Source organism: Exiguobacterium sp. s121, assembly GCF_018617245.1.
Classification (GTDB): Bacteria; Bacillota; Bacilli; order Exiguobacteriales; family Exiguobacteriaceae; genus Exiguobacterium; species Exiguobacterium profundum.
This window is the reverse complement of record NZ_JACSJV010000001.1, coordinates 1,865,564-1,892,012: the sequence shown is the minus strand read 5'-3', so window position 1 is coordinate 1,892,012 and position 26,449 is coordinate 1,865,564. Positions and strand designations below refer to the sequence as shown.

25 protein-coding genes are annotated in these 26,449 nt (G+C 48.3%); 15 read left to right on the top strand and 10 right to left on the bottom strand.

Annotation, left to right across the window (positions count from 1 at the left end; all coding sequences use genetic code 11):
* Positions 1-299: 299 nt before the first annotated feature.
* The 3 genes from abc-f (at position 300) to KOG47_RS09705 (ending at position 3,788) form a co-directional block, all read left to right on the top strand.
* Complete coding sequence (abc-f, locus tag KOG47_RS09715) at positions 300-1,997, top strand: ribosomal protection-like ABC-F family protein (RefSeq protein ID WP_215244137.1); 1,698 nt, start codon at positions 300-302, stop codon at positions 1,995-1,997.
* A gap of 11 nt (positions 1,998-2,008) precedes the next feature.
* Positions 2,009-2,773 carry a hypothetical protein gene (locus KOG47_RS09710; protein WP_215244136.1) on the top strand — a complete coding sequence of 255 codons (765 nt, stop codon included), beginning with the start codon at positions 2,009-2,011 and terminating at the stop codon, positions 2,771-2,773.
* A gap of 112 nt (positions 2,774-2,885) precedes the next feature.
* A complete protein-coding gene (locus tag KOG47_RS09705; RefSeq protein WP_214691194.1) occupies positions 2,886-3,788 on the top strand; it encodes a cation diffusion facilitator family transporter in 903 nt (300 codons plus the stop codon).
* 28 nt (positions 3,789-3,816) lie between these two features.
* Here KOG47_RS09705 and KOG47_RS09700 read toward each other — a convergent pair whose 3' ends face one another.
* Entirely contained in the window at positions 3,817-4,659 is an 843-nt protein-coding gene (locus KOG47_RS09700; RefSeq protein ID WP_214782369.1) for a metallophosphoesterase, read from the bottom strand.
* A 94-nt stretch (positions 4,660-4,753) separates the two neighbouring features.
* Positions 4,754-5,167, bottom strand: coding sequence for an organic hydroperoxide resistance protein (locus KOG47_RS09695; RefSeq protein ID WP_015881037.1), 414 nt, complete (start codon positions 5,165-5,167; stop codon positions 4,754-4,756).
* Between the two features lie 117 nt (positions 5,168-5,284).
* On the opposite strand from KOG47_RS09695, the gene KOG47_RS09690 reads away from it, so the two are divergent.
* Entirely contained in the window at positions 5,285-5,737 is a 453-nt protein-coding gene (locus KOG47_RS09690) for a MarR family winged helix-turn-helix transcriptional regulator (protein ID WP_159561931.1), read from the top strand.
* Positions 5,738-5,750: 13 nt separating this feature from the next.
* Entirely contained in the window at positions 5,751-6,665 is a 915-nt protein-coding gene (locus KOG47_RS09685; RefSeq protein ID WP_214737675.1) for a CAP domain-containing protein, read from the top strand.
* Between the two features lie 43 nt (positions 6,666-6,708).
* On the opposite strand, the gene KOG47_RS09680 is transcribed toward KOG47_RS09685, so the two are convergent.
* Both KOG47_RS09680 and KOG47_RS09675 read right to left on the bottom strand, forming a co-directional pair.
* Positions 6,709-7,788: a peptidyl-alpha-hydroxyglycine alpha-amidating lyase family protein gene (locus KOG47_RS09680; protein WP_251131859.1), complete on the bottom strand. Its 1,080-nt coding sequence runs from the start codon at positions 7,786-7,788 to the stop codon at positions 6,709-6,711.
* Between the two features lie 116 nt (positions 7,789-7,904).
* The gene (locus KOG47_RS09675) at positions 7,905-8,381 is read right to left on the bottom strand and encodes a glutathione peroxidase (RefSeq protein ID WP_215244196.1); all 477 of its coding nucleotides are present in this window, start codon (positions 8,379-8,381) and stop codon (positions 7,905-7,907) included.
* Between the two features lie 158 nt (positions 8,382-8,539).
* On the opposite strand from KOG47_RS09675, the gene KOG47_RS09670 reads away from it, so the two are divergent.
* Positions 8,540-9,058, top strand: coding sequence for a VanZ family protein (locus KOG47_RS09670; protein WP_214691190.1), 519 nt, complete (start codon positions 8,540-8,542; stop codon positions 9,056-9,058).
* 294 nt (positions 9,059-9,352) lie between these two features.
* Positions 9,353-10,648, top strand: coding sequence for a murein hydrolase activator EnvC family protein (locus KOG47_RS09665; RefSeq protein WP_196430379.1), 1,296 nt, complete (start codon positions 9,353-9,355; stop codon positions 10,646-10,648).
* A gap of 31 nt (positions 10,649-10,679) precedes the next feature.
* Here KOG47_RS09665 and KOG47_RS09660 read toward each other — a convergent pair whose 3' ends face one another.
* From KOG47_RS09660 to KOG47_RS09650, 3 genes are all read right to left on the bottom strand, one after another.
* Complete coding sequence (locus KOG47_RS09660) at positions 10,680-10,886, bottom strand: hypothetical protein (protein ID WP_159561936.1); 207 nt, start codon at positions 10,884-10,886, stop codon at positions 10,680-10,682.
* A gap of 42 nt (positions 10,887-10,928) precedes the next feature.
* Entirely contained in the window at positions 10,929-11,774 is an 846-nt protein-coding gene (locus KOG47_RS09655; protein WP_215244134.1) for a GNAT family N-acetyltransferase, read from the bottom strand.
* A gap of 72 nt (positions 11,775-11,846) precedes the next feature.
* Positions 11,847-13,055: a dicarboxylate/amino acid:cation symporter gene (locus tag KOG47_RS09650; RefSeq protein ID WP_015881046.1), complete on the bottom strand. Its 1,209-nt coding sequence runs from the start codon at positions 13,053-13,055 to the stop codon at positions 11,847-11,849.
* Positions 13,056-13,272: 217 nt separating this feature from the next.
* Here KOG47_RS09650 and zapA point away from each other — a divergent pair, with 217 nt between their 5' ends.
* The 7 genes from zapA to KOG47_RS09615 all read left to right on the top strand — a co-directional run bounded on the left by zapA (position 13,273) and on the right by KOG47_RS09615 (position 20,181).
* On the top strand, positions 13,273-13,494 hold the full coding sequence (gene zapA, locus KOG47_RS09645; protein ID WP_015881047.1) for a cell division protein ZapA: 222 nt from the start codon (positions 13,273-13,275) through the stop codon (positions 13,492-13,494).
* Positions 13,495-13,502: 8 nt separating this feature from the next.
* Positions 13,503-14,039 carry a CvpA family protein gene (locus tag KOG47_RS09640; protein ID WP_031421319.1) on the top strand — a complete coding sequence of 179 codons (537 nt, stop codon included), beginning with the start codon at positions 13,503-13,505 and terminating at the stop codon, positions 14,037-14,039.
* Between the two features lie 67 nt (positions 14,040-14,106).
* The gene (gene polX, locus KOG47_RS09635) at positions 14,107-15,801 is read left to right on the top strand and encodes a DNA polymerase/3'-5' exonuclease PolX (RefSeq protein ID WP_215244133.1); all 1,695 of its coding nucleotides are present in this window, start codon (positions 14,107-14,109) and stop codon (positions 15,799-15,801) included.
* A gap of 15 nt (positions 15,802-15,816) precedes the next feature.
* Entirely contained in the window at positions 15,817-18,171 is a 2,355-nt protein-coding gene (locus KOG47_RS09630) for an endonuclease MutS2 (protein ID WP_215244132.1), read from the top strand.
* 12 nt (positions 18,172-18,183) lie between these two features.
* Positions 18,184-18,594, top strand: a complete 411-nt coding sequence (locus KOG47_RS09625) for a DUF350 domain-containing protein (protein ID WP_031421322.1) — start codon at positions 18,184-18,186, stop codon at positions 18,592-18,594.
* A 255-nt stretch (positions 18,595-18,849) separates the two neighbouring features.
* Entirely contained in the window at positions 18,850-19,683 is an 834-nt protein-coding gene (locus KOG47_RS09620) for an EcsC family protein (RefSeq protein WP_215244131.1), read from the top strand.
* 33 nt (positions 19,684-19,716) lie between these two features.
* Entirely contained in the window at positions 19,717-20,181 is a 465-nt protein-coding gene (locus KOG47_RS09615; RefSeq protein ID WP_211781530.1) for a hypothetical protein, read from the top strand.
* Positions 20,182-20,221: 40 nt separating this feature from the next.
* Here the strand turns inward: KOG47_RS09615 and KOG47_RS09610 are convergent, their stop codons facing one another.
* Both KOG47_RS09610 and KOG47_RS09605 read right to left on the bottom strand, forming a co-directional pair.
* Entirely contained in the window at positions 20,222-23,446 is a 3,225-nt protein-coding gene (locus KOG47_RS09610; protein WP_215244130.1) for an ABC transporter permease, read from the bottom strand.
* The gene (locus KOG47_RS09605; RefSeq protein WP_196430389.1) at positions 23,439-24,131 is read right to left on the bottom strand and encodes an ABC transporter ATP-binding protein; all 693 of its coding nucleotides are present in this window, start codon (positions 24,129-24,131) and stop codon (positions 23,439-23,441) included. The genes KOG47_RS09610 and KOG47_RS09605 overlap by 8 nt, the downstream gene beginning before the upstream one ends.
* 153 nt (positions 24,132-24,284) lie before the next feature.
* Between KOG47_RS09605 and KOG47_RS09600 the strand changes: the two genes are divergently transcribed.
* Positions 24,285-24,485 carry a hypothetical protein gene (locus KOG47_RS09600; protein ID WP_215244129.1) on the top strand — a complete coding sequence of 67 codons (201 nt, stop codon included), beginning with the start codon at positions 24,285-24,287 and terminating at the stop codon, positions 24,483-24,485.
* Between the two features lie 73 nt (positions 24,486-24,558).
* Here the strand turns inward: KOG47_RS09600 and KOG47_RS09595 are convergent, their stop codons facing one another.
* The gene (locus KOG47_RS09595) at positions 24,559-26,403 is read right to left on the bottom strand and encodes a DUF262 domain-containing protein (protein WP_196430391.1); all 1,845 of its coding nucleotides are present in this window, start codon (positions 26,401-26,403) and stop codon (positions 24,559-24,561) included.
* Between the last annotated feature and the right edge of the window lie 46 nt (positions 26,404-26,449).

The window sequence follows — 26,449 nt, the reverse complement described above, 5'->3', positions numbered from 1 at the left end:
AAGGAGTAGAAAAAATGGGAGATTGTGGGGTGCACTCTTGCGAATCCGCTTTCAATTTGATAAGGTGGCAGTAACTTAGGAAAGAGAGGTATACCGTGCCATGAAAAATACACGTTCACTCCAACGATGAGACGAATCATCACTGTTCGCTTGAACAGTCACGGGTGAAGTGTGTCCATTTTTTCAAATACGGGAAGCGCTCGTTTTCCTCTTTGAACGGATTCCTTCACACCACCGCTTTGAAGCGGATGGTGTTTTTTGTTTCATCGCGTATCGGATTCATAAGCGAGGTGAAACAGATGTTAGCAGTAAAACAAGTCCGGTTTGACTATGACCGGAAACCATTATTTGACGCGGTCTCGTTCGAGGTCGCGGCTGGAGAGCGTGCCGTATTATTCGGACTGAACGGGAGCGGGAAGACGACGCTCTTCCGACTCGTGACCGGGGAGTTGACCCCTCAAGCCGGGAAGATTGAACGTCAAGGAGAGGTCGGACTCGTCCGGCAGACAATCGAGTCGACAGATATGACCGTACTTGAGTGGACGATGCGCAGTGAACCTGAACGATATGCGCTCTATGAAGATGTATCTTCTGGTGACGAGATGCGTGTCATGCGCTCCTATGAACGGGCACTCGAGCTCGATGTTTATAAGTTGGAACAAGAGGCGACAAGAGCATTGACTCGACTTGGGCTGGAGGAGCACCTCTTCCGAAACATTAACGAGCTAAGCGGAGGCGAGAAGACGCGAGCTCAGCTTTCGACACTGACGATGAAGCGGGTGGACCTCGTCCTGCTCGACGAACCGACGAACCATCTGGATTTCGAGTCGATTGACTGGCTGACGAAGTGGTTAAACCAGTTCAAGGGGACGGTGCTCATCATCTCACACGACCGTCAACTGATGGACGATGTCGCAACGACCATTCTTGAACTGTCAGATGGCCGGGTCACACGATATCAGGGAAACTATACGGCGTATAAACATCAAAAAGAAGAAGAACGCGTGCGTGACGAGCGAGCACATGCTCGATACGAGAACCGAAAGGCAGAACTTCTCGAGATGATTGCCCAATATAAAGGGTGGCACTTAAAGGCGAAAGCGACAGCGAGTGTCCGCAGTCCGGGAGCGCAAAAGGGAGCGGCCAATCTCGCAGTCAAAATGAAGGCGAGAGAACAGAAGTTAAGGCAGCTCGAAGACAATCGTCCACAAAAACCAAAAGAGGAGAAACCCATCTCCGTCCGTTTTGCGGCGGATGAGCTCGAAGCGAAGACGTGGCTGACGTGTGAGGATGTGACGTTTGGATACGACAAGCCGTTCTATGAACCGTTTTCCTTCTCGATGAATAAAGGAGAGCGGATCTCGATTACCGGACCGAACGGAAGCGGAAAAACGACATTATTAAACGTGCTAATCGGTGAGCGAGTACCACACTCGGGTGTGATCAAGCGACATCCTCGTCTGAAAATCGGATATTTCTCACAAACGCTCGAGCGTCTTCCGGAGACCGGGACGTTACTTGAGGCGTTACTCGCCAATAGTGAGATCGGAGAGACGGAGGCGCGGACGTTGCTCGCTCACTTCTTGTTCCGGCGAGATGAAGTGCACCGACCGATTACCGAGGCGAGCATGGGGGAAAAGTGTCGAATCGCGTTTCTCATCTTGTACTTCTCGGATGCCCATCTGTTGGCATTAGATGAACCGACGAACTATTTAGATGTGGCGACACGCGAACAAATCGAGGCGGCGTTGTCTGTCTATCCGGGTGGATTATTGTTGATTTCCCACGACCGCTACTTTCATCGTCTGACTTCGCGCACGATTGAATTAGGAGAGCACATTGTCATACGTGAGAACGATGAGCGCGATGAACCGGTCGATGTCGAACAAATGGTCAGAACGATGGACGAATTGACAAAAGATGAATTGAAATTTTTTGATGAAGCAGGAAACCTCCTACCATTTGACGAAACGAGTGAAATGAATCGAATCGAGTAGGAGTGAAGAACATGAATGGAGGAAGATTGTCGCGTGCGACGACGCGGAAGCGTAAACGCGTGTTCCGTATAACGACGGCATTGGCATTAATGCTCGCCTTGGTCGGGATCATCGCGTTCGCGGCACTGATTGACAAGAAACAGGACTCGGCTTTACCGGAATCTGATGAGATTGCCACGGAAATGGTTGACTCCGAGTCGGAACAACCGGCTGATGCTGATGCTGAGACGGAATCAGCAGATAAGATTTATATCGGGCAACCGTATACGAAAGTATACGCGGATGACCGGGTCACGGTCGTTTATGAAGCCGACTTGGGTGATCGATTTGAACGGTTGGAGACGGTAAGTGGATTTGTGAAAGTGCAGTTGAACGAGCGATTGACGGGCTGGGTAACGGAAGAGAGTGTGACGACAGAGGCGACAGCTTTATCGGATGACGAGGTGATTGCCGCTTGGCAACAAGTCGTCCCGAACGCTTCGGAGTCCGTCCTCGACTGGATTGGGAAAGATCTCGAAACCGTCCGTGCGGAGCTTGGCAGTCCTTCTGCCGTTCAACGTGACCAAGTGAACGAGTATCATTTCTATGATGGATTCTTCCTCATGGTCCGGGACCAAAAAGTACGGGCCGTGGATTGGGACAAGCAAGCCATCGCGACACCAGACGTACAACCGACTCGCGAACAAGCGACCGGAATTTGGTTCGAGGGTGAGACGGTCCAATTGAAACTGTTCCCTTATAGCGGCGTCATGCGTGTCCGACTGGAGCAAAAATGAGACAAAGCGGGAGAGTTCATTCTCCCGTTTTTTTTATTGTTTTTCATTCAAATGAACGTTTGAATGTTTGGTTAAAATGGAATAAGATAAACAGTAGAAGGAGGAGTCAGTTATGGGACATCATCATGATCACGACCACCATCACCATCATTCGACGAATCAGCGGGCGCTCTTACTCGCCTTTCTCTTGATTGCGGCGTTCATGGTCGTCGAAGTGATCGGCGGACTATGGACGAACAGTTTGGCGCTATTATCGGATGCGGGTCATATGCTAGGAGATGCGGCTGCGTTAGGACTCAGTTTTCTCGCTGTCCGATTTGGGGCGAAAGCGGCGACACCGAACCGGACGTTCGGGTATCGACGTTTCGAGATTTTAGCGGCATTTATTAACGGGCTGACACTACTCGTCATCTCGGTCTATATTCTTGTCGAGGCATACCAACGAATCAGCGCGCCACCAGAAATTCTAAGTGGTGGGATGCTTGTCGTCGCCATCATCGGGCTACTCGTCAACATCCTTGCCGCCTGGATTTTAATGCGCGGGGAGAAAGATAATTTGAACGTGAAGAGTGCGTTGTTGCACGTATTCGGAGATTTGCTCGGCTCGGTCGGAGCCATCACGGCAGCAATCCTCATCATGTTGTTCGGATGGACGTGGGCGGACCCGGTCGCGAGCGCCTTTGTTGCGATTTTGATTTTAATCAGTGGTTATCGTGTGACGCGTGACGCCATTCATATCTTGATGGAAGGGTCGCCGGAACAGATTGACGTCCGGGCGATGCAAGAAGAGATTGCTAAAGTTGACGGGGTGAAAGAAGTGCACGACTTGCATGTCTGGTCCATCTCGTCGAGCGAACATGCGGCTACTTGTCACGTTTTAATTGGAGAAGAGACGGATGATCAAGACGTCTTGAGACAAGTGACGGAACGAATCCGGAAATACGGGACGTTCGAACGTTCGACGGTCCAGATTGAACGGGAACGACAATGTTGTGAAGAACGAATCATCTGGTAAGAAAAACGGACACTCGCTTGAGTGTCCGTTATTTTCCGTTCACATCGATCACGACAATCTCTGGTGGATTGTAAATACGTGGAATGTTGAAGCTGTAATTGAATCCCCGTCCAATCACATGGGTGAACGTCTCATGCTCATAGAGTCCGCCGGCGTATTCAGGAAAGAATCCTTGGTCAGGTGCGAATAATCCGTTCATCAAATAAGGGATTCTCACTTGCCCGCCATGAGCATGTCCGGACAAGACGAGGTCGAATGGAAGTTTAGCATACGTATCGACTTGTTCGGCACGGTGCGAAAGAAGTACCTTGAACGTCTCATCGGGGGCGATGTCCTGCATCGCCGCAGTCGACTCCGCATCCCAATCCGTATAAATATTTTCTCTGAACCCACGAAGAGGATCTTCTAGCCCGCCGATGACGAGGTCGATTCCATTGATGGTGACCGTCTCCCATTCGTCTTCGAGAACGTTGACACCGTATGAGCGAAACACGTCTTTCACATTGTGACGGACATAGTCATCCGATCCATCGATTTCATGGTTGCCGGTCACGAAATACATCGGCGCAATCCCTTCAAGCCCTTCGATTAGTTCGAAGGCGGGTTCAGGTGAACGATATCGGTCGAGTAAATCGCCCGGTAAAGCGATGAGGTCCGGTTTCTGTGCACGAACCTGGTCGATCAAAATCGACTGTTTATAACCGTATGAGGCGCTGTGTAAGTCGGAGAGGAGCACGATGCGGAGTGACTCATCTGCTGACAGTTTATCGGACGTCACGTCATACGTCCGGACGGTCAACCCATTGTACGTCGCCGTGAACAACAAAATGCCGAGTGCAACAAAAAGAAGAGTCGATTTATGTTTCTTCATCAGTGCTCCCTCCTTCCTTAATCGTGTCTTTAATCTTACTCCGATAGGCAGGGTTAAGCAAAAAAAATCCCGCTCCTACGAGCGGGATGGAAGATTATGCTGCTTTCGCTGTCAATTTGACGTCGACATTGCCGCGCGTCGCTTTTGAATAAGGGCACACTTGGTGTGCTTCTTCAACGAGACGTTCTGCTGTTGCTTGGTCAACACCTTTGATTTCGACTTCAAGTTCAACTGAAATGAAGAAACCTTCATCGTTTTGGTTTAATGTGACGTGACCTGTGACGCTTGAACCGTCTGTCTTCACACGTTCTTTTCCGATGATGAGGTTGAGGGCACTACCGAAGCAAGCCGCATAGCCAGCTGCGAAAAGTTGTTCTGGGTTTGTCGCACCGTCGACGTGTTTCGCGCCAGGCATCGAGACGTTCATGTCGATGACGCCGTCAGTTGATTTCACGTGACCTTCGCGGCCACCGATTGCTGTTGCTGATGCTGTGAATAGTGATTTCATGATTGAATTCCTCCATTTCGTTTTTAACAATTAAGTTGTGCACAATTTAAATTATAGAGCAGTCAAAAAGTTTCGCAAGTGATATGCTTGGCTAAAGAAGAGTAGGGAGGATTAAGTATGGACCAATCGTTAAAGTTAGAACATCAAATCTGTTTTCAATTGTATACCGCCTCAAAAGAGCTTACCCGGTTATATCGCCCAATTTTAGCACCGCTAAACCTGACGTATAGTCAATATCTCGTGATGCTTGTCTTATGGGAAGAGGATGGAATCGATTTGCGACAACTCGGATCGCGGTTGACCCTCGACTCTGGGACATTGTCGCCGCTCGTCAAACGGCTCATCCAAATCGGCTATGTGGAGAAAAGTCGTGCGACGGACGACGAACGAAAAATCATCGTTCGTTTGACCGAAAGCGGTAGCGCGTTGCGTGAGCAGGCGGCGAATGTACCGCTACAAGTAAGTGGTATGCTGAATATAGACGAAGCGACGTATGTCGCATACATGGAGATGCTTACCGATATCAAGACGAGACTACACGATTTCGGGGAGCGTCAGCGCGAGCAGTAAGGAAGGAGGAGCCATGTTTCGAAAATTGATCATCCTCTTGATGGGGATTGGACTTTATATGGCTTGGCAATATGAGATGCCGAACGTCTCTGCCCCGACGAGCATTCAGGTTGAGTCTGAGGTGGCGACCGAACGAGCGACAGACGCGCCAAAGTTCGCAAGTCAGTATGCCGGGCATGACTGGTATTTGGTCGAACGTGGCGGTGACCGCGGACTTGAACTGATTGATGAGGACGGTGCGAAAAAAGGATTCTATCAGTTCGAGACAGGCAGCACGTATCGAGGTCTCGTACTGAATGAAACGACCCGTGATCAAGTCGAGGACATCGGCTTCGAGGCGGTGACTTCGTATAATAAAGGATTGAATCGATACTTGATTCCGGACGATCCATCGTTTTCCGTTTTTGCAATCGATGGTCAGTATGTCACTTTCTTTTTTGACCAGCATGATGATGACCTCCTGAAAGGGATCTTGTCGGTCGACCGCCGTGTCGAAGAGGCGAGTGAGGGGTACTATGGTGATTTGTCGAAAGAGGGAACGGTCGCCAATGAGCAGTTGATGCGCATCCTCATGAACTGGGACCGTGAAAAGTTTGAATTGAACGCTTTAGCCGACTATGAACCGCTCTATCCGGTCGTACGGGCGCATAGTCAGAACATGGCGGAGAACGACTTCTTCAGCCATACGGACCCAGAAGGACAAGACCCGTTCGATCGAATGGACGAAGCGGGACTTTCGTATTCGATGGCCGGCGAAAACTTGGCCATGGGACAGATGAGCGTGTTCCATGCGCATTGGGGACTCATGAACTCGAAAGGGCATCGTGAGAACATCATGCAGCCGCGCTTCACCCATGCTGCCGTCGGGCTCGCTTACAACGACGACGGTAGTCCTTTCTATACAATTAATTTCATCACACCACGTTAAAAGAACGCGCTAATGACGAATTTAGCGCGTTCTTTCGTTTGCTTTATTCAGTGATTGTGAATTTTTGAAGTCGTTCGTTTAGTAGTTCGGCGACAAAAATTGTTCCGTCCTCTTGTACAGTGAGATCGTGGGGGATGCGCAATTGACCCATCTTGTTCCCCCAAGAACCAAATCGTTCAATGACTTCTCCCTTCGGACTTAAAACGACAATTTGACTGTTAGGAGTTTCACGTTCCCCGTTCAGATAATCGCCACCATCGACAAGATAGATGTTGCCATCGTTCCCTGCATCGATTCCGTAAGGTCTTCCGATTTCGGTGTCATCCCATGTGGAAAGGTGTTGTCCATCCTGGTCAAACACTTGAATGCGAGCATTATTTCGGTCAGCCACATATATGTTCCCTGACTGATTGTGAGTGATTCCGTGAGGCAAGTTAAACTCACCATCGGAAGAACCATAAGCATTAACTTCCCATTGGATGTTCCCATCACGATTGAATTTTACAATACGATGATTTCGGTATCCATCAGCCACAATGAATGAACCATCTTCCATTACGGTCACATCAGTTGGCCGTGCGAAAGTATATTCATTCATCGGGACAGGGAAGTTAGGCAGTTCATTTCGAATCCGTAAGCTTGTCTCAGTGCCGAGGCGATAATCGTCCCCAAACGTAGCGAGAACATTGCCACGTTCATCCAGCTTGAAAACTTTATTCAACATGATATCCGTTACCCAAATGTTGTTTTGAGCGTCCACTTCGATCCCGTGAGGAGATTGAAACAGGTTGTCCCCAAATTCATCGACAATCTCGTTTGTGTTTGGATCAAACACTGTGATTGTAGGGGTCGTGATTAATTCTTCATTCGCATAGCTTCCATCTCCGCGGTGTAAGTAATAGACATATCCTGAAGGGGAGGTAGAGACACCGCTACCTTCTCCTCCACGATGTGAGACACTGTCCTTCTCGGGCCAAACCCAACTAGATGTATATCGAGAACTTTTGGCTTTTTCATCATATTCATCTTTGAAAATGGGGTCCGTTCTTCCTTGGGCAAGCCATACAAGAGTTACTGAAAGTGCGAGGAGTACGCTGACTCCCAGCACTATTCTTTTTTTCATTCTATACAAGTGTGACACTCCTTCACGATTTACTGTGCATAGAATATGATAGATGGCTTAAGTGTAAACGCCAATTAGACCGTAGAGAGAAATCAATCTACGCCTTCAGGATGAGGTCAAATCAGTTTCTTCACCGCATCCTCAATTTCAGCCGGTGTCGTCTGTGGCGAAAAGCGCTCGATGACGTTTCCATCACGATCGACTAAGAACTTCGTGAAGTTCCATTTGATCGCCTTCGACCCGAGAAGCCCGGGCGCTTCTTTTGAGAGATAGGTGAAGAGTGGGTGGGCATCCTTGCCGTTCACGTCGACTTTCGCGAACATCGGGAACGATACCCCGTAATTCAGTTGACAGAACTCTTGAATTTCTTCATTGGAGCCCGGGTCTTGATGACCAAACTGGTTGCACGGGAAACCTAAGATTTGTAGGCCCTGTCCTTTATAGGTGTTGTAAAGTGACTCGAGGCCTTCGAGCTGCGGTGTGAATTCACATTTGCTCGCCGTGTTGACGATGAGTAAGACGTCGCCTCTATATGTAGCTAACGGTTGTAATTGTCCTTTCATGTCTACTGCTTCAAAATCATAAATCATGATAATTCCCCCTTTTTTTGTAGTATACCAAGAGAAGGAGGCAGACTCGAACTTGAACGCGTTGCGTGCAATCAAATTGTTATGAAATCATGATGTCGCTGTTACATCATTCCGAAGAAAGAATCCGTATAATGAAAAACGTTGTAGAAAGGAACGGTGTTATGCGATTTTTAAAAAATGAATTTATATGGATTGCGCTTATTTTAATCGGACTCTTTTTATCAAGTGCGACGCCTTACTCGGACCAGTCTATCGTTTCGCCACTCGAGCGATTCAATTGGAGCTGGATCGAACCAACGCTAGCGAACGTGCAGTTCGACTATGCAGGAAAGGAAATCTCGCTCGATACGTTGGGGACGACAGGATTGATTGAGTTCTTTATGCGGAAGACGGCACATGTCGTCACGTTCCTCGTTCTCGGTGCATTATTCGTGAAGGCCATCTCGCGAACGAATCTTCATGCGGGACTGAACTTACTCTTCGCCTGGGCACTTGCGAACACGGTGGCGATTTTTGATGAGTATCATCAGAGTTTGACTCCTGAACGGACCGCGCTGTTAGAAGATGTCCTTTTGGATAGTACAGGTGCTGCCGCAGGTGTCATCTTATTCGGTGGGTTGTTATTACTTCGTTCGAAACGGAAAAATAGCAAACGGACCGGTTATGTTGCCTTAAGGTAGTCAAAAAAATGAATGGGTTACTATGTGAAAAGCGCTTTCTTGAAGTGCTTTTTTTCTTTTTAAAACTATTTTGTGACAACGAACCAAACAAAATATTGTCTATACCCACGTTTTTTAAAGGATAAAACCTAAATTAGGTCAATGTCATACGAATGAAATATAAGTGTAAAATAACTTTTGGTTTAGATTGCTATAATGAGTCACAGAGCGAACGAAATGTCGCGACTTATCTTATAAAAAATAATTGCACGACTATAGATAAAAACTACACGGGAATCAGCGGAGGGAAGCACATTGGGTAACTTGAAGAAATTTGCAGCAACAGTCACTCTAGGCGCACTCTTGATCGGCGGAACGTCACCGACTTATGCAGCCTCACTTACAGAGAAGCAGAAGAAAGTACAAGAACAACGACAAAAGAATAGCAGTGAACAGTCGAAAGCAAACTCTTCGATTCAATCACGTGAGCAAGCCATCAGCAAAGAGCAACAAGAGATCAACAAGTTAGATGCTGAACTCCAAGACGTCATCAACGATGTCGCTCAGAAAAAAGCTGAGATTCGTGCAACTGAAGAAAAGATTAAAAAGCTTCAAGCACAAATTAAAAAGTACGAAGCGAAAATGAAAGCACAAGAAGATCTTATGAAAGATCGTATGGCGACGATGCAAAAGAACGGTGGCTCGTCAGTCAACTGGGCTGAGTTCATCTTCGGTTCTAAAGACTTCGGTGATTTGATCACACGCATGATCACAGCTGGTACGATCCAAGAGAACGACCAACAAATCTTCGAAGAATACGAAGCAACGAAAGAAAAACTCGCGAAAGCGCAAGCTGATTTGAAAGCAGAGCGCGATTCACTCGTGAAGCAAAAAGAAGAACTTGAAAAACGTCAGAAAGAGCTCGATCAAAAAATGAAAGAGCGCGCTGCGAAAATCAAGAAACTTGAAGCTGAAAAAGTGAAGTTCGAATCGAAACTCATGAGCCTTCAAGAGATGGAAGATACGCTCAAAGCTCAAGAACAAGCGATTCAATCAGAAATCGAAGCGCAACGTCGTGCTGAAGAAGAAGCACGTCGTGCAGCGGCAGCAGCTGCGGCGGCGAAAAAGCAACAAGGTTCAAGCTCGAATAGCGGTTCAAGTGCTTCAACAGCACCGGTAGCGTCTGCACCAGCAAGCGGTGGCATGTTCCAACGTCCAGCAAGCGGTCGCCTCTCACAAGGGTGGGGTCCAGCAAGCGGTGCGAACGGCTACTCGTTCCACAACGGTCTTGATATCGCAGGTCCAGTCGGTACACCGATCTATGCAGCACAAACAGGTACGGTCCTCCGTGCAGGTTGGGGTGGCGCATACGGAAACCATGTTATGATTGCACACGTGATCAACGGGCAAGTATGGACGACGGTATACGCTCACATGAGCTCGGTATCAGTTTCTGCGGGTCAACGCGTGTCACAAGGACAAAACCTTGGCGGCATGGGTAGCACAGGGAACTCGACAGGTTCACACCTTCACTTCGAGATTCACCGTGGCGGCTATTCGTACTCTTCATCGAGCGCGGGAAGCACAGTTAACCCAGCATCATTCTTCTAAACACAAAGACAGTGATCGACGAACGCGTCGATCACTTTTTTGTTGCCTGATAGACGATGAACGTCAAGAGTGCGGCACCGATGACGCTGAGCCATAGCGTATCGAAGTTTGGGTCATCGAGCATGCTCCGGCCCCCGAGGAACACCATATAGCCGAGTATCGCGAGCGTGACAAGTGTCAAAGCGGTCACTCGGATTTGTCGCGGGATACGTAGCCACCAACCGAATAATCTGTTCATGAAAAATCGCCTCCTCTATTAGTATAGGGGAGGCGATGTGTTTCATCTAGCGAGTCGGACCCAGGCAGAGTCCATGATTTGTTGGTAACCGACTTCCCGATAGATTTTGTTCGACGTCGGGTTCGTCAAGTCAGTGTAGAGGACGCAGAATGATTTTGTCTCGAGTAACTGTCGGCTGAGATCGGCGACGAGACTTCGTGCATACCCTTTTCCTCGTGCACTAGGTGATGTGTAGACGAACGAAACAGTGATTCCGTTCTCTGTTTGACGTGCGTGTTTCGCACACGAGACGACCTGTCCATCGACTTCCCAAAAGACAGCTTCTTCCCTTTCAAGCATCGTCTGTACGGCTTTTGTTACTTTCTCTGGTGGAGATGAACGGAGACCTGATTCGGCTTCGAAGGCACTATACCAAGCCTCAAGCTGCGCCTGATCGGCAACCGTCGCTTCTCGCATCCTCCCAGTCGCCATGTCGATGTCTTCCACGCTGTCGAGGCGATAAAGACCTTGGGACATGAACATCTCGCTCGTCCCAGATGTAATCTCTTGCCACGCTGTCGCAAACCGTTCCGCCTGTTGTCGTTCCGATACGACTTCCGAGAAGGGGACTTCTTCTTTCAAAAGGTGGGGGATGATGAAAGACGGGAGAAGGTCCAAGCGCTCCTTCTTCACGACGATATAGTGAAGTGGATGCGGTGGTGTCACTTGGAGGATGGCGAGAAGCTCTCCGTCCTCTTCGACTGTGAACTGATGAAACGTTTCATAAATTCCTTGTTTGACGTTATTCAAGACGCCAATCATGAGGCTATTCTTTGCCTCCTCGTCGAGTAATGCCGTCATGACGCGGTCTGAGAAGTGATCAGGGTTCTTCCATTCCATCCATTCCATATGGTTCTCTCCTTTATTATATGTAGACAAAAACGGACAAACCTGATGGCTTGCCCGTTTATAAGTCGTTCATTATGCGATATCTTCTTGTTTCGATGACGTGTTGTCGAGAAGTTTTGTGTTGTGTTTGAAGTAGTGGATAATCTTCGCGATGGCACCGTCACCCGTGACGTTTGTCGCTGTCCCGAAGCTATCTTGTGCCAAATAGAGCGCGATGACCAAGCTTTGCATCGTTGCGTCGAACCCGAGGATCGAGCCGAACAATCCAAGCGATGCCATGACGGCTCCACCCGGTACACCTGGTGCTGCAATCATCGTCACACCGAGTGCAAGGATGAATGGAAGCACGATGGCGTAAGACATCGGCATGCCATTCAAGTACATGAGCGCGACACCGACCGATGTGAGTGTGATCGTCGACCCTGACAAGTGGATCGTTGCCGAGAGCGGGATGACGAAGTTCGCGACACCTTCGTCCGTGTTGTTCAACTTTGCTTGGCGAAGCGTGACTGGAATCGTCGCGGCCGATGATTGCGTCCCGATGGCTGTGAAGTAAGCCGGCATCATCGTCTTGAGCAACTTGAACGGATTCTCTTTGTTGAGACCACCTGCGATTGAATATTGAATCATGAGCATCGTCAAATGAAGGACGATGATTGTGACGAAGACGAGCGAGAAGACTGATAGGATCTCAGCGACTTGACCAGCGTACGTCATGTTCATGAAAATTCCGGCGATGTGGATTGGAAGTAATGGAATAATGACTTTACTGATTAAGAGTTCGATGATATCGCGGAAATCCATGGCGAGGTCGAGTGACCGTTTGCTTTCGATCGCGGCAATCCCGATTCCGATGACGAAAGCTAAGATAAGTGCGGTCATGACACCGAATACAGGTGGAATCTCAAATTCCATGAACCCTTTCAACAAGGCTTCTTCTGGATTTTCGGCTCCTGTCGTCGACCGTGTCAAAATTTGCGGGAACAAGTTGCTTGTTGCAAAGTATGCTAATGTTCCGGCGATGATGGTTGATGCGTAAGCGATGAGTGCTGTGAGTCCGACCAGCTTTCCTGCTCCTTTTCCAAGTTCCCCGATACCCGGGATGATAAAAGCAAGAATAATCAATGGAATAGCGAAGCCTAAGAACTGCCCGAAGACCGTGTTGAACGTCACGAACGTCCGAACGATCCAGTTCTGACTTTCTGGTACGATGCTCCCGAGTAAAATACCGAAAGCGATCGCGATGATGATGCGACCTAAGAGGCCAATACGTAATTTCAAATCAATCACCCTTTCTGTTTGTTTGAATAGTTGATATTTTCGCACATTTTACGGAATGTTGCCACCTTCTCTTACAATTTTTCTAAAGAAAGACGTTTGACAACTGTTTAGAAGGGTATTAGAAAATGTTGTACATATCAAGGGAAGGGGCTTCTCCTTTTCCTAATATAAAAACGATGTTATGATTAATTCTGACAGACGTAAAGGAGGGGTGCGCGTGCAGTTACAACGAACAACGATTCACATTGCGGGTCAAGACTATACGATCGTAAGCGAAGAACCCGCTGACCATGTGAGGGAAGTAGGCTTTTTGGTCGACAGTAAGATCCGCGAAATTCGTGAACAATCCCCTCATCTAGATGCTCGTCAGGCAGCGGTCTTGGCTGCGATTCAAATCGCGAGCGACCACGTCAAAACTAAACGAAATATGGGAGAATAAATCAATCCATGGTTACGCTACTTATACTGTTTTTCTTGTTTATCGGAATCGTCAACGGCTTCCGTCGTGGCGCGATTCTACAGCTCGGCCATTGGGTCGCGCTCATCATCAGTTTTCTCGTCGCCAATACGTACTATAAAGAGTTAGCCGAAGCGTTCAAGCTGTGGATCCCGTATCCGTCTCAGCTCGACGGAACGCTCCCGGGTGGCGTGTTGGACCTCAATTCCCTTTCAGGGATTGAGATGACATTTTATAACGTCTTTTGGTTCGTCGTCTTGTTCCTCATTACGAAACTCGTCTTGCATCTCATCTTGGCGATGCTCGACTTCTTGACGGACTTGCCAATTTTGCGCCAATTAAAAGGTGTGATCGGAGCTGTCCTAGGATTCTTCGAGGCATATGTCATCACATTCTTCATCCTTTGGGTGATCGCGTTCGTGCCGATGGCGAGCGTTCAAAACGCCGTCGACAAATCGTCGCTAGCGACATATATCATTCAAGACACGCCATATCTATCGGATTGGTTTTCAAATAAGATGTTGTGACACGACAGGCCGGAATGCAAGCTAGTGCTTGTGTCTCGGTCTTTTCTGTGTGAAGAGGGGGAAGCATATGAATAAAGTAGAAGCGATGATGTTGCTCGAAAAAATCGCGCAATATATGGAGATCAAAGGGGAGAACCCGTTTAAAATCAATGCGTTCCGCAAGGCGGCGACAGCGCTAGAGAACACGGACCTTGAACTCGAGGACATCGACGACTTGACGTCCATCTCAGGAATCGGGAAAGGGACGGCTGCAGTCCTTGAAGAGTATCGAGACACAGGACGCAGTGAAGTACTTGAAGCACTGCAAGAAGAGATTCCGTTCGGTTTGATGAAGCTCTTGAAAATTCAAGGGCTCGGCGGGAAGAAACTTGCTAAACTCCGTGAAATCGGTGTCGTCGACTTGGAGTCGCTCATCCGTGTACTCGAAGACGGGACGGCTGCATCACTACCCGGTTTCGGGGCGAAGAGTGTGGAGAAATTACTCGCCGCCGCGAAGAACCTCGAATCACGTCCAGAACGATTGGCTTATGCAGTCATGCGACCAATCGTTGAAGAAATCAATGAGGTGTTAGAGAAGGAGACGCTCGTCTTGCGTCATTCGGTCGGAGGAAGCTTCCGCCGTGCCGAAGAGACGTGTAAAGACCTTGACTTCATCATCGCGACCGAGGAGCCGATTGAGCTACGTGAGAAGCTGCTCGCTTTGCCGTTCATCAACGAAGTGATTGCGGCAGGCGAGACGAAAGTCTCGCTCGTCCTCGAACGTGAAGAGATGGTATCGGTCGATTTCCGTATGGTCGAGCCAGGCGCGTTCGCTGCGACGCTTCACCATTTCACGGGATCAAAAGACCACAACGTCCGCATGCGCCAACTCGCGAAAGCAAAAGGAGAGTCCATTTCCGAATATGGGGTCGAGACAGCAGATGGATTGTGGCAACCGGAAACCGAAGAAGAACTGTTCGAACGGTACGGTCTCCCATTCATCCCGCCTGAACTTCGGGAAGGGCATGCAGAGTTCGAACACGACTTATCGAAGCTCGTCACGCTCGATGATATCAAGGCTGACGCGCACATGCACACGGTCTGGTCGGACGGGAAGTTGACCGTCGATGAGATCGTCGTGGCGATGAAAGGGCGCGGCTATGAATGGATGGCCATCACCGACCACGGGAAGTATTTGACGTTCGTCAATGGCTTGACCGAGGAACGACTCGAGGCACAAGGGGAAGAAATCCGCGAGGCCGCGAAGACACATGATATGAACGTGTTGCGAGGCGTCGAGATGGACATCCGTCCTGACGGGACACTCGACTATGAACCCGAGTTTCTAGAGACGCTCGACTACGTCGTCGCTTCCATCCATTCGAAGATGGACCAATCGGTCGACGAAATCATGGCTCGTCTGGAGAACGCCTGTCGTTCCCCGTATGTCAACGTGATTGCCCATCCGACAGGTCGACTCATCGGTCGTCGGGACGGCTATCCAATCGACGAGGACAAGTTGATCGCACTCGCCAAAGAGACAGGGACGGCGCTCGAGTTGAACGCCAACCCGAACCGCCTCGACTTGACAGCTTCCACGCTGAAGAAAGCGAAGGCTGCGGGCGTCAAAGTGATGATCAACACGGATACGCACCACCCAGATATGATGGAAGACATGTCCCTCGGTGTGTTGCACGCACGGAAAGCCTATCTCGAACCATCAGATATTATCAACTGCTTCACGTTTGAAGACGCCAAGGCGTTCTTTGCGGCGAAGCGATAGAAAGGAACATGCTAGATGGACCACGCGTTACGCGTATTAGAATATGAAAAATTGCGCCAACAGCTTGCCGGTCACGCGGCAAGCTCGCTCGGAAAAGATTTGGCGCTGAAGATGCAACCTGACTACTCATACGACCGGGTGCTCTCAAATTTGAACGTGACGAAAGAGGCGACCGAGGTCGTTCGTCTCCGTGACCGTCTGCCGCTCGGTGGGCTTACGGATGTCCGTGCGGAAGTGAAACGGGCCGCAATCGGCTCGGTCCTCTCGACGAGCGAATTGCTCGCCGTCGCTGCCGTCATGTATGGCGGACGCCAAGTGAAGAACTTCTTCGAGAAGCTTCACGAGGATAACGAAGAGATTCGCATTCCACGTCTTGACGAGTATGCGGACAAGTTGACGAAGCTCATCGAGGTCGAACAGGCGATTCGTCATGCGATTGACGACCAAGGGACTGTCCAAGATTCCGCGAGTCCACAACTCCGTGGACTTCGGACACAGCTCCGGAGCTTTGAAGGGAGTGTCCGGTCACGTATCGACAACATCCTCCGCAACAATGCGAAGATGCTCTCGGACGCCATCGTCACAATCCGGAACGATCGCTATGTTGTACCGGTCAAACAAGAGTACCGTCAAGCGTTCGGCGGAATCGTCCATGACCAGTCAGCTTCCGGTCAGACACTCTTCATTGAGCCGCAGGCCATCGTCTCCATCAACAACGAGATTCAAGAAGTTCGCTTGAAGGAACGTGCTGAGATCGAGCGGGTTTTGAGTGCCCTCTCGAACGAGGTCGGTGGGGTCCATGATGCCATCATGACGAACCTCGACGTGTTGGCCGAACTCGACTTCATCTTTGCGAAAGTCGCTTACGGACAAGAAATGAAAGCGACCGAGCCGAAGTTGAACGACAATCGAGAAATCAAATTGAAACAGGCACGTCATCCGTTCATCCCGAAAGATGAGGTCGTGCCGATCACGGTCGAGCTCGGGGAAGACTACACGTCACTCGTCATTACCGGACCAAACACCGGCGGGAAAACCGTCACGTTGAAGACGATTGGACTCCTTCAATTGATGGTGCAATCAGGTCTCTACGTGCCGGCAGAGTTCGGGACAGAGCTTTCCGTGTTTGACGCGGTCTATGCCGATATCGGGGATGAGCAATCGATTGAACAGAGTCTCTCGACGTTCAGCTCGCATATGACAAACATCGTCGGCATGCTCGACAAAATCGACTTCATGTCACTCGTCCTCTTCGATGAGCTCGGTGCCGGGACGGATCCACAAGAAGGGGCTGCCCTTGCCATCGCCATCTTAGATGAAGTGAAACGCCGCGGGGCACGTGTCGCTGCGACGACACACTACTCGGAACTGAAGGCATACGCTTATAACCGCGAAGGTGTCATGAACGCCTCGATGGAGTTTGATATCGAATCGCTCAGCCCGACGTACCGTCTCTTGATTGGCGTACCGGGTCGCTCGAACGCCTTCGAGATCAGTCGTCGTCTTGGACTGTCTGAGCAAGTCATCGACAAGGCACGTAGCCACGTCGGTAGTGATGCAGAATCAGTCGAATCGATGATCAATGAGCTTGAAGCAGCGAAACAACGCGCCGAGCAGCTCGAGCAAGAGCTCATCGTCAAGCGCCATGACTTCGAAGAAGAACAGGCGGCGTTTGAGGCGAAGATGACCGAATTCGAGCGCGAGCGCGACAACTTGTACAGCGCGGCCGAGGCGAAAGCTGAGAAGGCCGTCGAGCAGGCGAAGCGTCAGGCGAACGAAGTCATCGACCGCTTGAAGAAACTCCGAGAGCAAGGAATCGTCAAAGAGCACGAGATTATCGCGGCGAAGAAAGAGCTCGAATCGGCAAAACCGACGCTTCAAGAGAAAAAGATCCAAAAAGTGAAACAAAAAGCCCAGCAGAAACGTACGTTCAGTAAGGGCGAAGAAGTGAAAGTGACGACGTTCAATCAAAAAGGCTACATCGTGAAACAAATCAATGACAATGAGTATAACGTCCAAGTTGGCATCATGAAAGTGAACGTCAAAGCGGACGACCTTCAGAAGATCGGTCCATCGAAAGAGAAGTCGCTTCAGTCGAAAGGCAGCTCGCTTAAACGTCAGAGCTCGACGAAGTCCGAGCTCGACCTCCGTGGCGTTCGTGTCGAAGAGGGACTCATGCGTCTAGACAAGTATATCGATGAAGCACTCGTGTCGGGCTATGATAACGTCCGCATCATCCACGGATTAGGTACCGGAGCGATGCGTCAGGCGACACAAGAATTTTTAAAAGGACATCGTCACGTGAAGACCCAGCGCCCAGGAGGAATGGGTGAAGGTGGACTCGGTGTCACGGTCGTCGAACTGAAGTAAGGGGAGTCGGGAATGGGTACGATTACGTTTGCCGTTATGCTGGAGTCGTTCGGCCTCTATTCGATGGCGGGACTGATGATTGTCGTCGGTCTTGCCATCTTCGAGGTGACGACGCCGTACAGCAATTGGCGTGAGATTCAAAAAGGAAATATTGCCGTCGCCTTGGCGACAGGCGGGAAGATTGTCGGTCTCGCCAACATCTTCCGGGTCGTCGAGAGCCATCATGATAGCACAATCGACATCTTCGTCGGGGGTGGTTTCGGATTCATTTTGCTCCTTGCGACATACTGGTTGTTTGAATTTTTGACACCGACGCTGAAGGTGAACGATGAGATTCAACAAGGGAATATCGCCGTCGGGTTGTTGGCATTCTTGCTGTCGATTGGGGTCTCCCTTGTCGTCGGCGCGGCATTGGTGAGGTGAAGACATGGTATACGAACGATTGGCAAAGATCTTGTTCATCGGGGCCGGGCTGTTCTTAGTGGCAGCGGCACTATGGTATATCTTTTATTGAGGGGAGAGGGAGAATCCGTTTGGATGCTCCCTTTTTTTGATTTCAGGGACCTTGAATATAAAATATATGGGTGAAAGGAAATTTTTTTACAATTCGTGTGAGGAAATCGATATACTAAAACTAGATTATGGAACGAGATACATAAGAAGGTTGAGGTGTAGGTCATGGCGAACGGGTCAGAAGTGTTTGAAGTCTTGATGACGAATGCAGTGAAATTGCCTGGAGTGAAAGTAGATCGAAAAGAATTTTTAGCCCAAAGTTTCAGTAAGTACGTGCCAGCGACTCAGTTGGCAGAGGTTGTCGAGAAGGGACCGCTTGAAGCAAAGGTCCCTCTTTCAGTCATCAAAAAAGTAGCGAAGCGAAATATTACCAATCAGACGATGAAAAGTTCGAGTGCATCGTTTGCAGCCGGGCTACCTGGAGGCATCGGTCTTGCTGCAACGATTCCGGCCGATACAGCACAATTCTTCGGTTTCGCCCTCCGTTTGGCGCAAGAAATCGGGTATTTGTATGGATACGATGATTTTTGGGAAGATGGGGAACTAGATGTCGAACGGGTGAATGGAGAATTGATTCTCTTTTTAGGTGTCATGTTCGGAGTGGGTGGCGCGACGGCTACGATCAAAGCGTTATCTGCACAATTATCGAAAGAAGCTTTGAAAAAGATCCCGAACAAAGCATTGATGAAAACGGTATATTATCCAATCATCAAGAAAATGTCAGCGATGATTGGCGTGAAGATGACGAAAGACACGTTCGCCAAAGGGATCTCGAAGATGATCCCACTCGCAGGTGGTGTCATTTCAGGAGGGATCACGTACTCATCCATGACGAAGATGGGCAATCGTCTCATGCATGCGCTTGAAGAAGGAGTCAACATGACGGAAGCAGAGTTTATTGAAAGTGTGGAAGCAGTCAAGCGTGAAAATCTTGAAATCATCGAAGCAGAATTTGTAGAAATTGATGAGGGATCACGTAATGACGGGGAAGTCATATAAGGAGATATTGTATGTTCTAGGAGGGGATCATTCATGAATCTAGACTTACACTACTTGATGTCGACCGAACGCTACGTACTCGACATGGAATCGTTTCAGATGAAGAATGAGGCGTATTATCCGTTAGAGTGGACGTTTTATGGAGCGGCGAATCCGACGATGCTCCTTACATGGGATGCCGAGCGCGACCGCATCCGAATTCGCTTCGAACAGTACGCCGTCTTTTTAGGGACACAAGAAGAGCACGGAATGAAAGAAGATGGGTTATGGAACGAGCATCCGATTGTAAAACTGTCCGCATCACGCCTGATGTCATTCGCCAGTGAACGGATGGCGATTCATCCGGTGAACCGTAACCGTGGCGCGCTCGCGCATTATGTCATCCGTACGATCGAGCAGGAGTTTCATGTGTTGGCGTATGAAGACCCGACCGTAGAAAACCTAGGAAAAGTCGGGGACACAGGAGTACGTGTCGAAATCGTGAAAGAAGCCGAATGAAAAACAACGTCGCCTCGACTCCGGGGCGACGTTGTTTCGTTTACGGCACGTCAATTTTGACGGTATACACTTTCGGCATGGCGTCACTTGACGCATACAAGACGAGCGTCTTTTCTTTCTCTGGGACGAGGAAGACTAAATCAATTTCGGATTTCTCGCCTGTGAAATAACGAAAACCGTTCTTGAACGCTTTCTTATTGTGGTTGACCAGATCGACTGGACTATATTTTGTCCCGTCTGGTGTGTACATACGGAATCCGTTTGGACGATATTCCATATAACCACCTTGACCGTCATCTGAATGGAAGAGGGAGAGCGGGAGACTCACGAATCGCTTACCATCTTCCGATTCAGTTCCATCCGGTGAAGCGAAGACGGGTTGTCCAACTTGGAATTCACGCTTCTTCATTTGTGGATCTCCAATAAACGTTTGGAACGTGCCGAGGTTCATGATTTTTTGAAGATCATCTTCTTTTGGTGTTGTGTCTTTTGCTTCTTTCGGTTTATCAGCTTTTAAATCAGCCTGTTTCGCACCCGTCGTCTGCGCAGTCGGGGCCGGTGTCGCTTTCGCCTCTTCCGTGACCGGTTTGACTTCTGGTGACGTGAAGACGAACAAGCTGATGATCCCAACAACGAGTGCCGTCGCCGTCGTCCCGAGGACGAAGCGGAATCGTTTCTCGACTTGCTTTTGGTTGACGACATGCCCACCAATCGCTTCAGCCGGCGTGATGCGTACGGCACGTTCAGCCGGAAGCAGTGCACCTAAGACACCTGTCACGACCGGGATGAAGATGGTCGCAAACAAGAATGGCAGCTCTGACGTCGGGAACTGTTGATACATGATCGTGACGATAACGATGGTGAACGTCACACCGAGTAGTCCGGCGAAGAATCCGGTTAGCGCACCTTCCGTCAAGACGAGACGACGGATGGACGTGTTCTGCCAACCGAGCGCTTTCAAGACGGCGAGTTGCGGTTTTCGTTCGGAGACGTTTTGCCACATGATTTCGGTCGTCGTGAGCATCGCAATCAGTAAGGCGACCCCCATGGCAACGTAATGCATCGTCCCGACTTCTAGTGCCACGAACTCCCCGATCCACGTCGTGTACAAGACGCCTTGGAGACGGAACGTGACGAACAAGAAGAAGCCGAACAGACTCGTCGGTAAAGCGATGGCAAGAATCGACAACAACGTCCGTGGCCAATACGTCACGAGTTGGTTCAAGCTCATACCGACGCTTGAGCGAGAGCGGCCGAGACGTCGTCCTTTTGAGACTTCACCGGACTGCATCGTCTCATATGGCTTGATGCGACGGACGAGCCGGATCGGGATGAGTGTCCCGAGCCAGTATATCAAGAGTCCGGCGAGTCCAATTAATAAGATACGGGTGATCGATGTCGAGCCAGCCGCCGTCCAAAGGAACGTTCCGAGAATCATCCACGAGATGAGCGCTACCATCGACCCGAGGATCGTGGCTTCTAAGAATAACAGTTTCGACAGCTGACTCGGCCGCCAACCGAGTGACAAGAGGATGGCGAACTCTTTCTTCCGTGCGTACAGCATGATGATGTTCGAACTGAATACATATAGCATCGCGACGAGGATGACGCTCGCGACGACACCGGAGAAGCCGAGTTTCGCTTCCTGGAAAATCGTGATTGACGACCCGATTTTAATCCATGGCTGCTGAATCCAACCGAGCGAACTTTCTCCTTTAAGTCCAGGGAGATAGGTGACGGCGTATTGTGGAGACGAACCGAGCGTGACGTCCGTGATGAGACCGGTCTTGTCTTCAATCTCCTTCGCGACTGCTTGGAGCTTCGCTTCACTTTCTTCGTTCAAGACGTCCACGCCTTTCACGTTGACGCGAATGGCCGAGATGGCCTTGTCACCGGCGATGGCGAACGCCGCGTCGAGTGTCGTCAACATTGACGGTGGTTTCGTCAAGAAGCTATATGGGTTATTCGTCGGTTTGACAGTCGTCGGTGGGTTGACCGGCTCATCCTTCGAGTTCATGACCCATTCGGCGCTTGCCGGGAAATACGTCTCCATCGGGAGTTCCGTCAACGGATCTTTTGACAACTTCAGTTTCGATGGGTCGAATAAGCCGATGTAGTTATATTTTACTTTCGGTGCATCGTTAAGGTCTTCTGCGTATAAATTGGACTTACGATACATACTTTCTTGACCATACTTCACTTGACCCTCAGCGAGGAACGGTTTGATTTGATACGAATACGGCCAACGTTTCGGGAACGGGCTCGTCACGCCTTCATAGACAAGAGGTGACGCCTTCTCGGAAAGCCAAGTGTATTCCACGGTGAGACGAGGATCTTGTGGCTGCGGTTTTCCCTCTAAAATGTGTTTCGTGATATTGTCGTGCATTTGTTGGGCTGTAAAGTCGTATGAGGCGACTGTCGTGCCTTTCAAGCTATCTAGATACTCCCCTTTCCCTTTCTCGAGATAGGTTTTGATAAACGCCTCTTGGTCGCTCGTATCGGCATCGACTTCTTCGATGGTGTAGTTGATCGAGGCATCGACGTAGTCTTTTGTACTCATCAAAATCGGGATTGTCGTGATGTCTTCATCGTAAGGCTCTGGGACATCCTCTTCATTGAAGTAACGACTGAACGCTGTCGCTTGTACGGCATCGTCTAACCCGACGAGTTTCGCTTCGGCGACCGGGTCGATTCCCGCGAGCATGACATCACTTCCGTAACTGAGTGGGAATTCTTCATATAGGGCGGTCGGACCGATGCCGATGTGAGTGGAATCACCGTTTGGCATCCAGCCGACCCAAAAGTAGGCTTTCAAGTCTTGGAAGTCATTGATTTTTTCAATGCCTGTATCGATGAGTGTGTTCATCTTAAGGCGATAGAGACCCGCTTTATCAAACGTGTGCGTTTGCGTGAACGAGCTCGAATAAGTCGACCCAATCATGGCGATTGGTGCCGCGACATCAATGTCAGCAATCTGTTGAATCGTTTCGTACTGTTCGCGCGTGATCCCGCCTTCGAGTCCGCTCATATAGTTCGGTTCGAGCAGGTTCAAGTCCTCGGTCACACTCCGGCTGCCTTCTGGACGCACGACGATGTGATAAGACGAGTCCCAACGTTTTTGCAGCTCGTTGACGACTGTCCCATTATTCGCCTGGGTCACGCCGAGAAGATAGCTGAGCCCGGTACTGACGATGAGCATCCCGACCATGAGCAGGATGAATCGTTCTTTATTCCGCCACCATGAATTCCAAATGAACTTAAGCATGATGGACGTCGCTCATGGCGACGACCTGCCCGTCGCGCATCTCGATTTTTCGGTTGGCTCGATCGGCGAGTTCCGGGTCATGGGTGACGAAGAGGACGCCACATCCGTTCTCGCGATTCAAGCGGATCAATAGGTCGAAGATGACGTCACCCGTGTGCGTATCTAAGTTCCCCGTCGGCTCATCGGCGAGGAGCCATTTCGGACGGTGGATGAGGGCGCGGGCGACGGCGACACGTTGTTGCTGACCCCCGGACAGTTGGGAGGGCAACGAATCGACTTTGTCAGCGAGACCTACTTCCTTCAATAATTCGAGCGCACGTTCGTGAACGTCGTAATCGACTTTTCGTCCGAAGAGCGGGGACATGACGTTCTCAAGTGCTGTCAGTGTCGGGATGAGATGGAACTGTTGGAAGATGAAACCGATATTCTCGAATCGGAAGTCCGCGAGCTGTTTCGCAGATAGCGTCGAGATGGGTTCGTCGTTGAAGAGCAACGTGCCCTCTGTCGGGCGGTCGAGTGTACCGATCAGACTGAGGAGCGTCGACTTCCCAGACCCCGATGGTCCGATGATGGAGATGAAATCTCCGTGTTCGAAGCGAAGGTTGATGTCTTTTAAGGCGACCGTTTTGACGTCACCCGTATCAAAGCGTTTTGTTAAATGTTCGCATGTGAAGTGATAAGCCATACCGTTAAATCTCTCCTTTACCTATGTTATAGTGAAAATATGTAAGAGGACGTAATATTCTGACTATTTTCAGATTAGAGGAAAAACATTCCAATGTATAGCTGTATTTTTTTCAAATGGGGAACGGGTATAGAAGAGTGAGGAGGAGAGAAGATGAAATCATTCGAAATTGAATTCCATTTAATTAACGAAGAAGTGCTGACGTATATGGTGGAGGCGGATACGCGATATGAGGCATTAGAGTCGATCTTTCAAGTGTTTCGACATGCGAGCGATGGCTTCGTACAGTTTGAGGATGAGTTGATTGTGATATTGGATCATGTGGCGTATGTGAAGGCGTTTGAGGTGGATTGACAAAATAAAAAGAAAAGTGAAATGATATCACTTTTCTTAAATACATATCTTAAAGAATTGATAATGAAGTTGGTCATTTGTTAGTGAGGACTGCTTCTAAGTACGCTGCAAGTTTTTCAGATCGCTTCAGAATTAATTCTTTTGTCCAATAAACACTTGAAGAAGATTCATCCATAAACAAATAGCTATTAATTTTTTCGAATTGTTGTACTTCTTTTCCAGACTTCATCGAAGAGATTAAACGATCTGCTAATACTTGAGTGGTCCAAATTGATGAATCTGCATATACAGATCTCTTCTGATCAAATTGTTTATTGGAAAGTGAAGAGTTTTCATCGTTACCGATAAGTGCAAAATTACCAATTCGATTCACGTATTCTTTATATTCTTCTAAGTCTTCAAAGCCGGAACCTTCTATCAGTTCATTACTAATTGGTGTTCTTGGCATGATGTGTTCCAAAGTGACCTTTTTATTTCGGTTTGACGTTAGAAGAACGGTGTTATCGGAATGACCATAAGCTTCGATGAAACGGAGCAAGTCGTAACCTTTTTTATTGTAGTTTCCTCTGGTGTTCTCAAATTTTCTAGCAAATACAGCTTCTTTTGCAAGCTTAGCTTTCTCTGAAATTCTTCTTTCTAACTCACTTACGAATTGATGATAAGCTTGGTCTTGCCCTTCTCGCTTTAAGTTTGCATTATATTTTTTTATCAACGAAGGTATTTCAGCTTCAATATAGTTAGTTTGCGTATAAGAGAAAATAACACTTGCACCCAATCGAATTGCCAAATCAACAATCTCTGATTTTCTTTGTTCTGATTCATTGTAGAATGGAATGAGGATTGTTTGTGCCTGTTTTAAGTTCAAAAGTTTGAATAAAACATTGAGTAAATGAGTATTTTTAATGAATCCTTCAAACTCTTTACGTTCTAATTTTCCGTAAGTGTATGAAACATCATGCATCTCTGAAACGATTGATAAAACTTCTTCCTTAGATGGATTTAGTTCTGAATAATAGTTAAAGAGTTTATCTTTACGAATGTTTTCTCCAGTGGTTCCTACTAAATAATGCTTTAGGAAGGTTGAAGATTCAACTTTTCTTTTGGGACTGAGTACGAGGTTGTTGTTAAACTTTTTCCACATCTCAGTAAACTTATCTCGTTCATCGTCACTATAGAAATCTTTAGCAAGATTTTTTAAAAGCATGTTTTTTATTAAATCTAGTGGTTCTAAATCTTTCCCCCTGTTATTCAAGATTTCAAATAATTGAAATGCTTTAGATAATGTCGGTGCAGTAGTTACAATTAACATGACTTTATGTTTTATGTAGTTTACAAATTTCAATAATTTCTGATCATCTAATTTAGCGAGTTCTTCTTTTAATACATCATATACTTCTTCAATTTGAGTAGAAGTTTGAGATAGGTTTTTCGAATTAGAATCTGGGCGAATAATGTGCCGATAAGTACTACCAAATTCTAAGCTTTTGTGATGCTGTATTTTAGAAGTTTTAAAATTTGCATCATCGTCAAATAATCCATACCCTTTGTTTAATTCACCTCGGACATTCATCCATTTTTGAATTGTATCAAAGCTGCTTTTATTCTGATGTAAACGATAATCAATTGTTTCTTCTAGAACTTTATATAGTAACGAAAGGGTTGTAAGTCTCTGTTGACCATCAATCACAATTTTGTTTGCAGGTTGGTGATCATTGTTAATCAACACGATATTTCCCAACAAATAGCCGTCTAATAACGAACTTTCCTTTGTAAATTCTTCTGTGTCTTCATTAAAATCTTTAAAGAGCTGTGTAACTTCTTCTTCCCCCCATACAAAATCTCTTTGGAAATCAGGAATTTCGTAAATAAAATCATTATTAAATACGTTAAATATTGATTGGATTTCTGAAGTAATCAATTAGATACAGCCTCCTATTTCATAAAACAAACCTTCAAATAATTGG

Bases quoted from the DNA above. Each gene is read 5' to 3' on its own strand.
- KOG47_RS09705 (WP_214691194.1), top strand. From the start codon at position 2,886: ATGGGACATCATCATGATCACGACCACCATCACCATCATTCGACGAAT.
- KOG47_RS09600 (WP_215244129.1), top strand. From the start codon at position 24,285: ATGAAATCATTCGAAATTGAATTCCATTTAATTAACGAAGAAGTGCTG.
- KOG47_RS09690 (WP_159561931.1), top strand. From the start codon at position 5,285: ATGGACCAATCGTTAAAGTTAGAACATCAAATCTGTTTTCAATTGTAT.
- KOG47_RS09610 (WP_215244130.1), bottom strand. From the start codon at position 23,446: ATGCTTAAGTTCATTTGGAATTCATGGTGGCGGAATAAAGAACGATTC.
- KOG47_RS09655 (WP_215244134.1), bottom strand. From the start codon at position 11,774: ATGGAATGGATGGAATGGAAGAACCCTGATCACTTCTCAGACCGCGTC.
- KOG47_RS09660 (WP_159561936.1), bottom strand. From the start codon at position 10,886: ATGAACAGATTATTCGGTTGGTGGCTACGTATCCCGCGACAAATCCGA.
- abc-f (WP_215244137.1), top strand. From the start codon at position 300: ATGTTAGCAGTAAAACAAGTCCGGTTTGACTATGACCGGAAACCATTA.
- KOG47_RS09630 (WP_215244132.1), top strand. From the start codon at position 15,817: ATGGACCACGCGTTACGCGTATTAGAATATGAAAAATTGCGCCAACAG.
- KOG47_RS09680 (WP_251131859.1), bottom strand. From the start codon at position 7,788: ATGAAAAAAAGAATAGTGCTGGGAGTCAGCGTACTCCTCGCACTTTCA.
- polX (WP_215244133.1), top strand. From the start codon at position 14,107: ATGAATAAAGTAGAAGCGATGATGTTGCTCGAAAAAATCGCGCAATAT.
- KOG47_RS09700 (WP_214782369.1), bottom strand. From the start codon at position 4,659: ATGAAGAAACATAAATCGACTCTTCTTTTTGTTGCACTCGGCATTTTG.
- KOG47_RS09710 (WP_215244136.1), top strand. From the start codon at position 2,009: ATGAATGGAGGAAGATTGTCGCGTGCGACGACGCGGAAGCGTAAACGC.
- KOG47_RS09640 (WP_031421319.1), top strand. From the start codon at position 13,503: ATGGTTACGCTACTTATACTGTTTTTCTTGTTTATCGGAATCGTCAAC.
- KOG47_RS09625 (WP_031421322.1), top strand. From the start codon at position 18,184: ATGGGTACGATTACGTTTGCCGTTATGCTGGAGTCGTTCGGCCTCTAT.
- KOG47_RS09615 (WP_211781530.1), top strand. From the start codon at position 19,717: ATGAATCTAGACTTACACTACTTGATGTCGACCGAACGCTACGTACTC.
- KOG47_RS09620 (WP_215244131.1), top strand. From the start codon at position 18,850: ATGGCGAACGGGTCAGAAGTGTTTGAAGTCTTGATGACGAATGCAGTG.
- KOG47_RS09605 (WP_196430389.1), bottom strand. From the start codon at position 24,131: ATGGCTTATCACTTCACATGCGAACATTTAACAAAACGCTTTGATACG.
- KOG47_RS09685 (WP_214737675.1), top strand. From the start codon at position 5,751: ATGTTTCGAAAATTGATCATCCTCTTGATGGGGATTGGACTTTATATG.
- KOG47_RS09695 (WP_015881037.1), bottom strand. From the start codon at position 5,167: ATGAAATCACTATTCACAGCATCAGCAACAGCAATCGGTGGCCGCGAA.
- KOG47_RS09670 (WP_214691190.1), top strand. From the start codon at position 8,540: ATGCGATTTTTAAAAAATGAATTTATATGGATTGCGCTTATTTTAATC.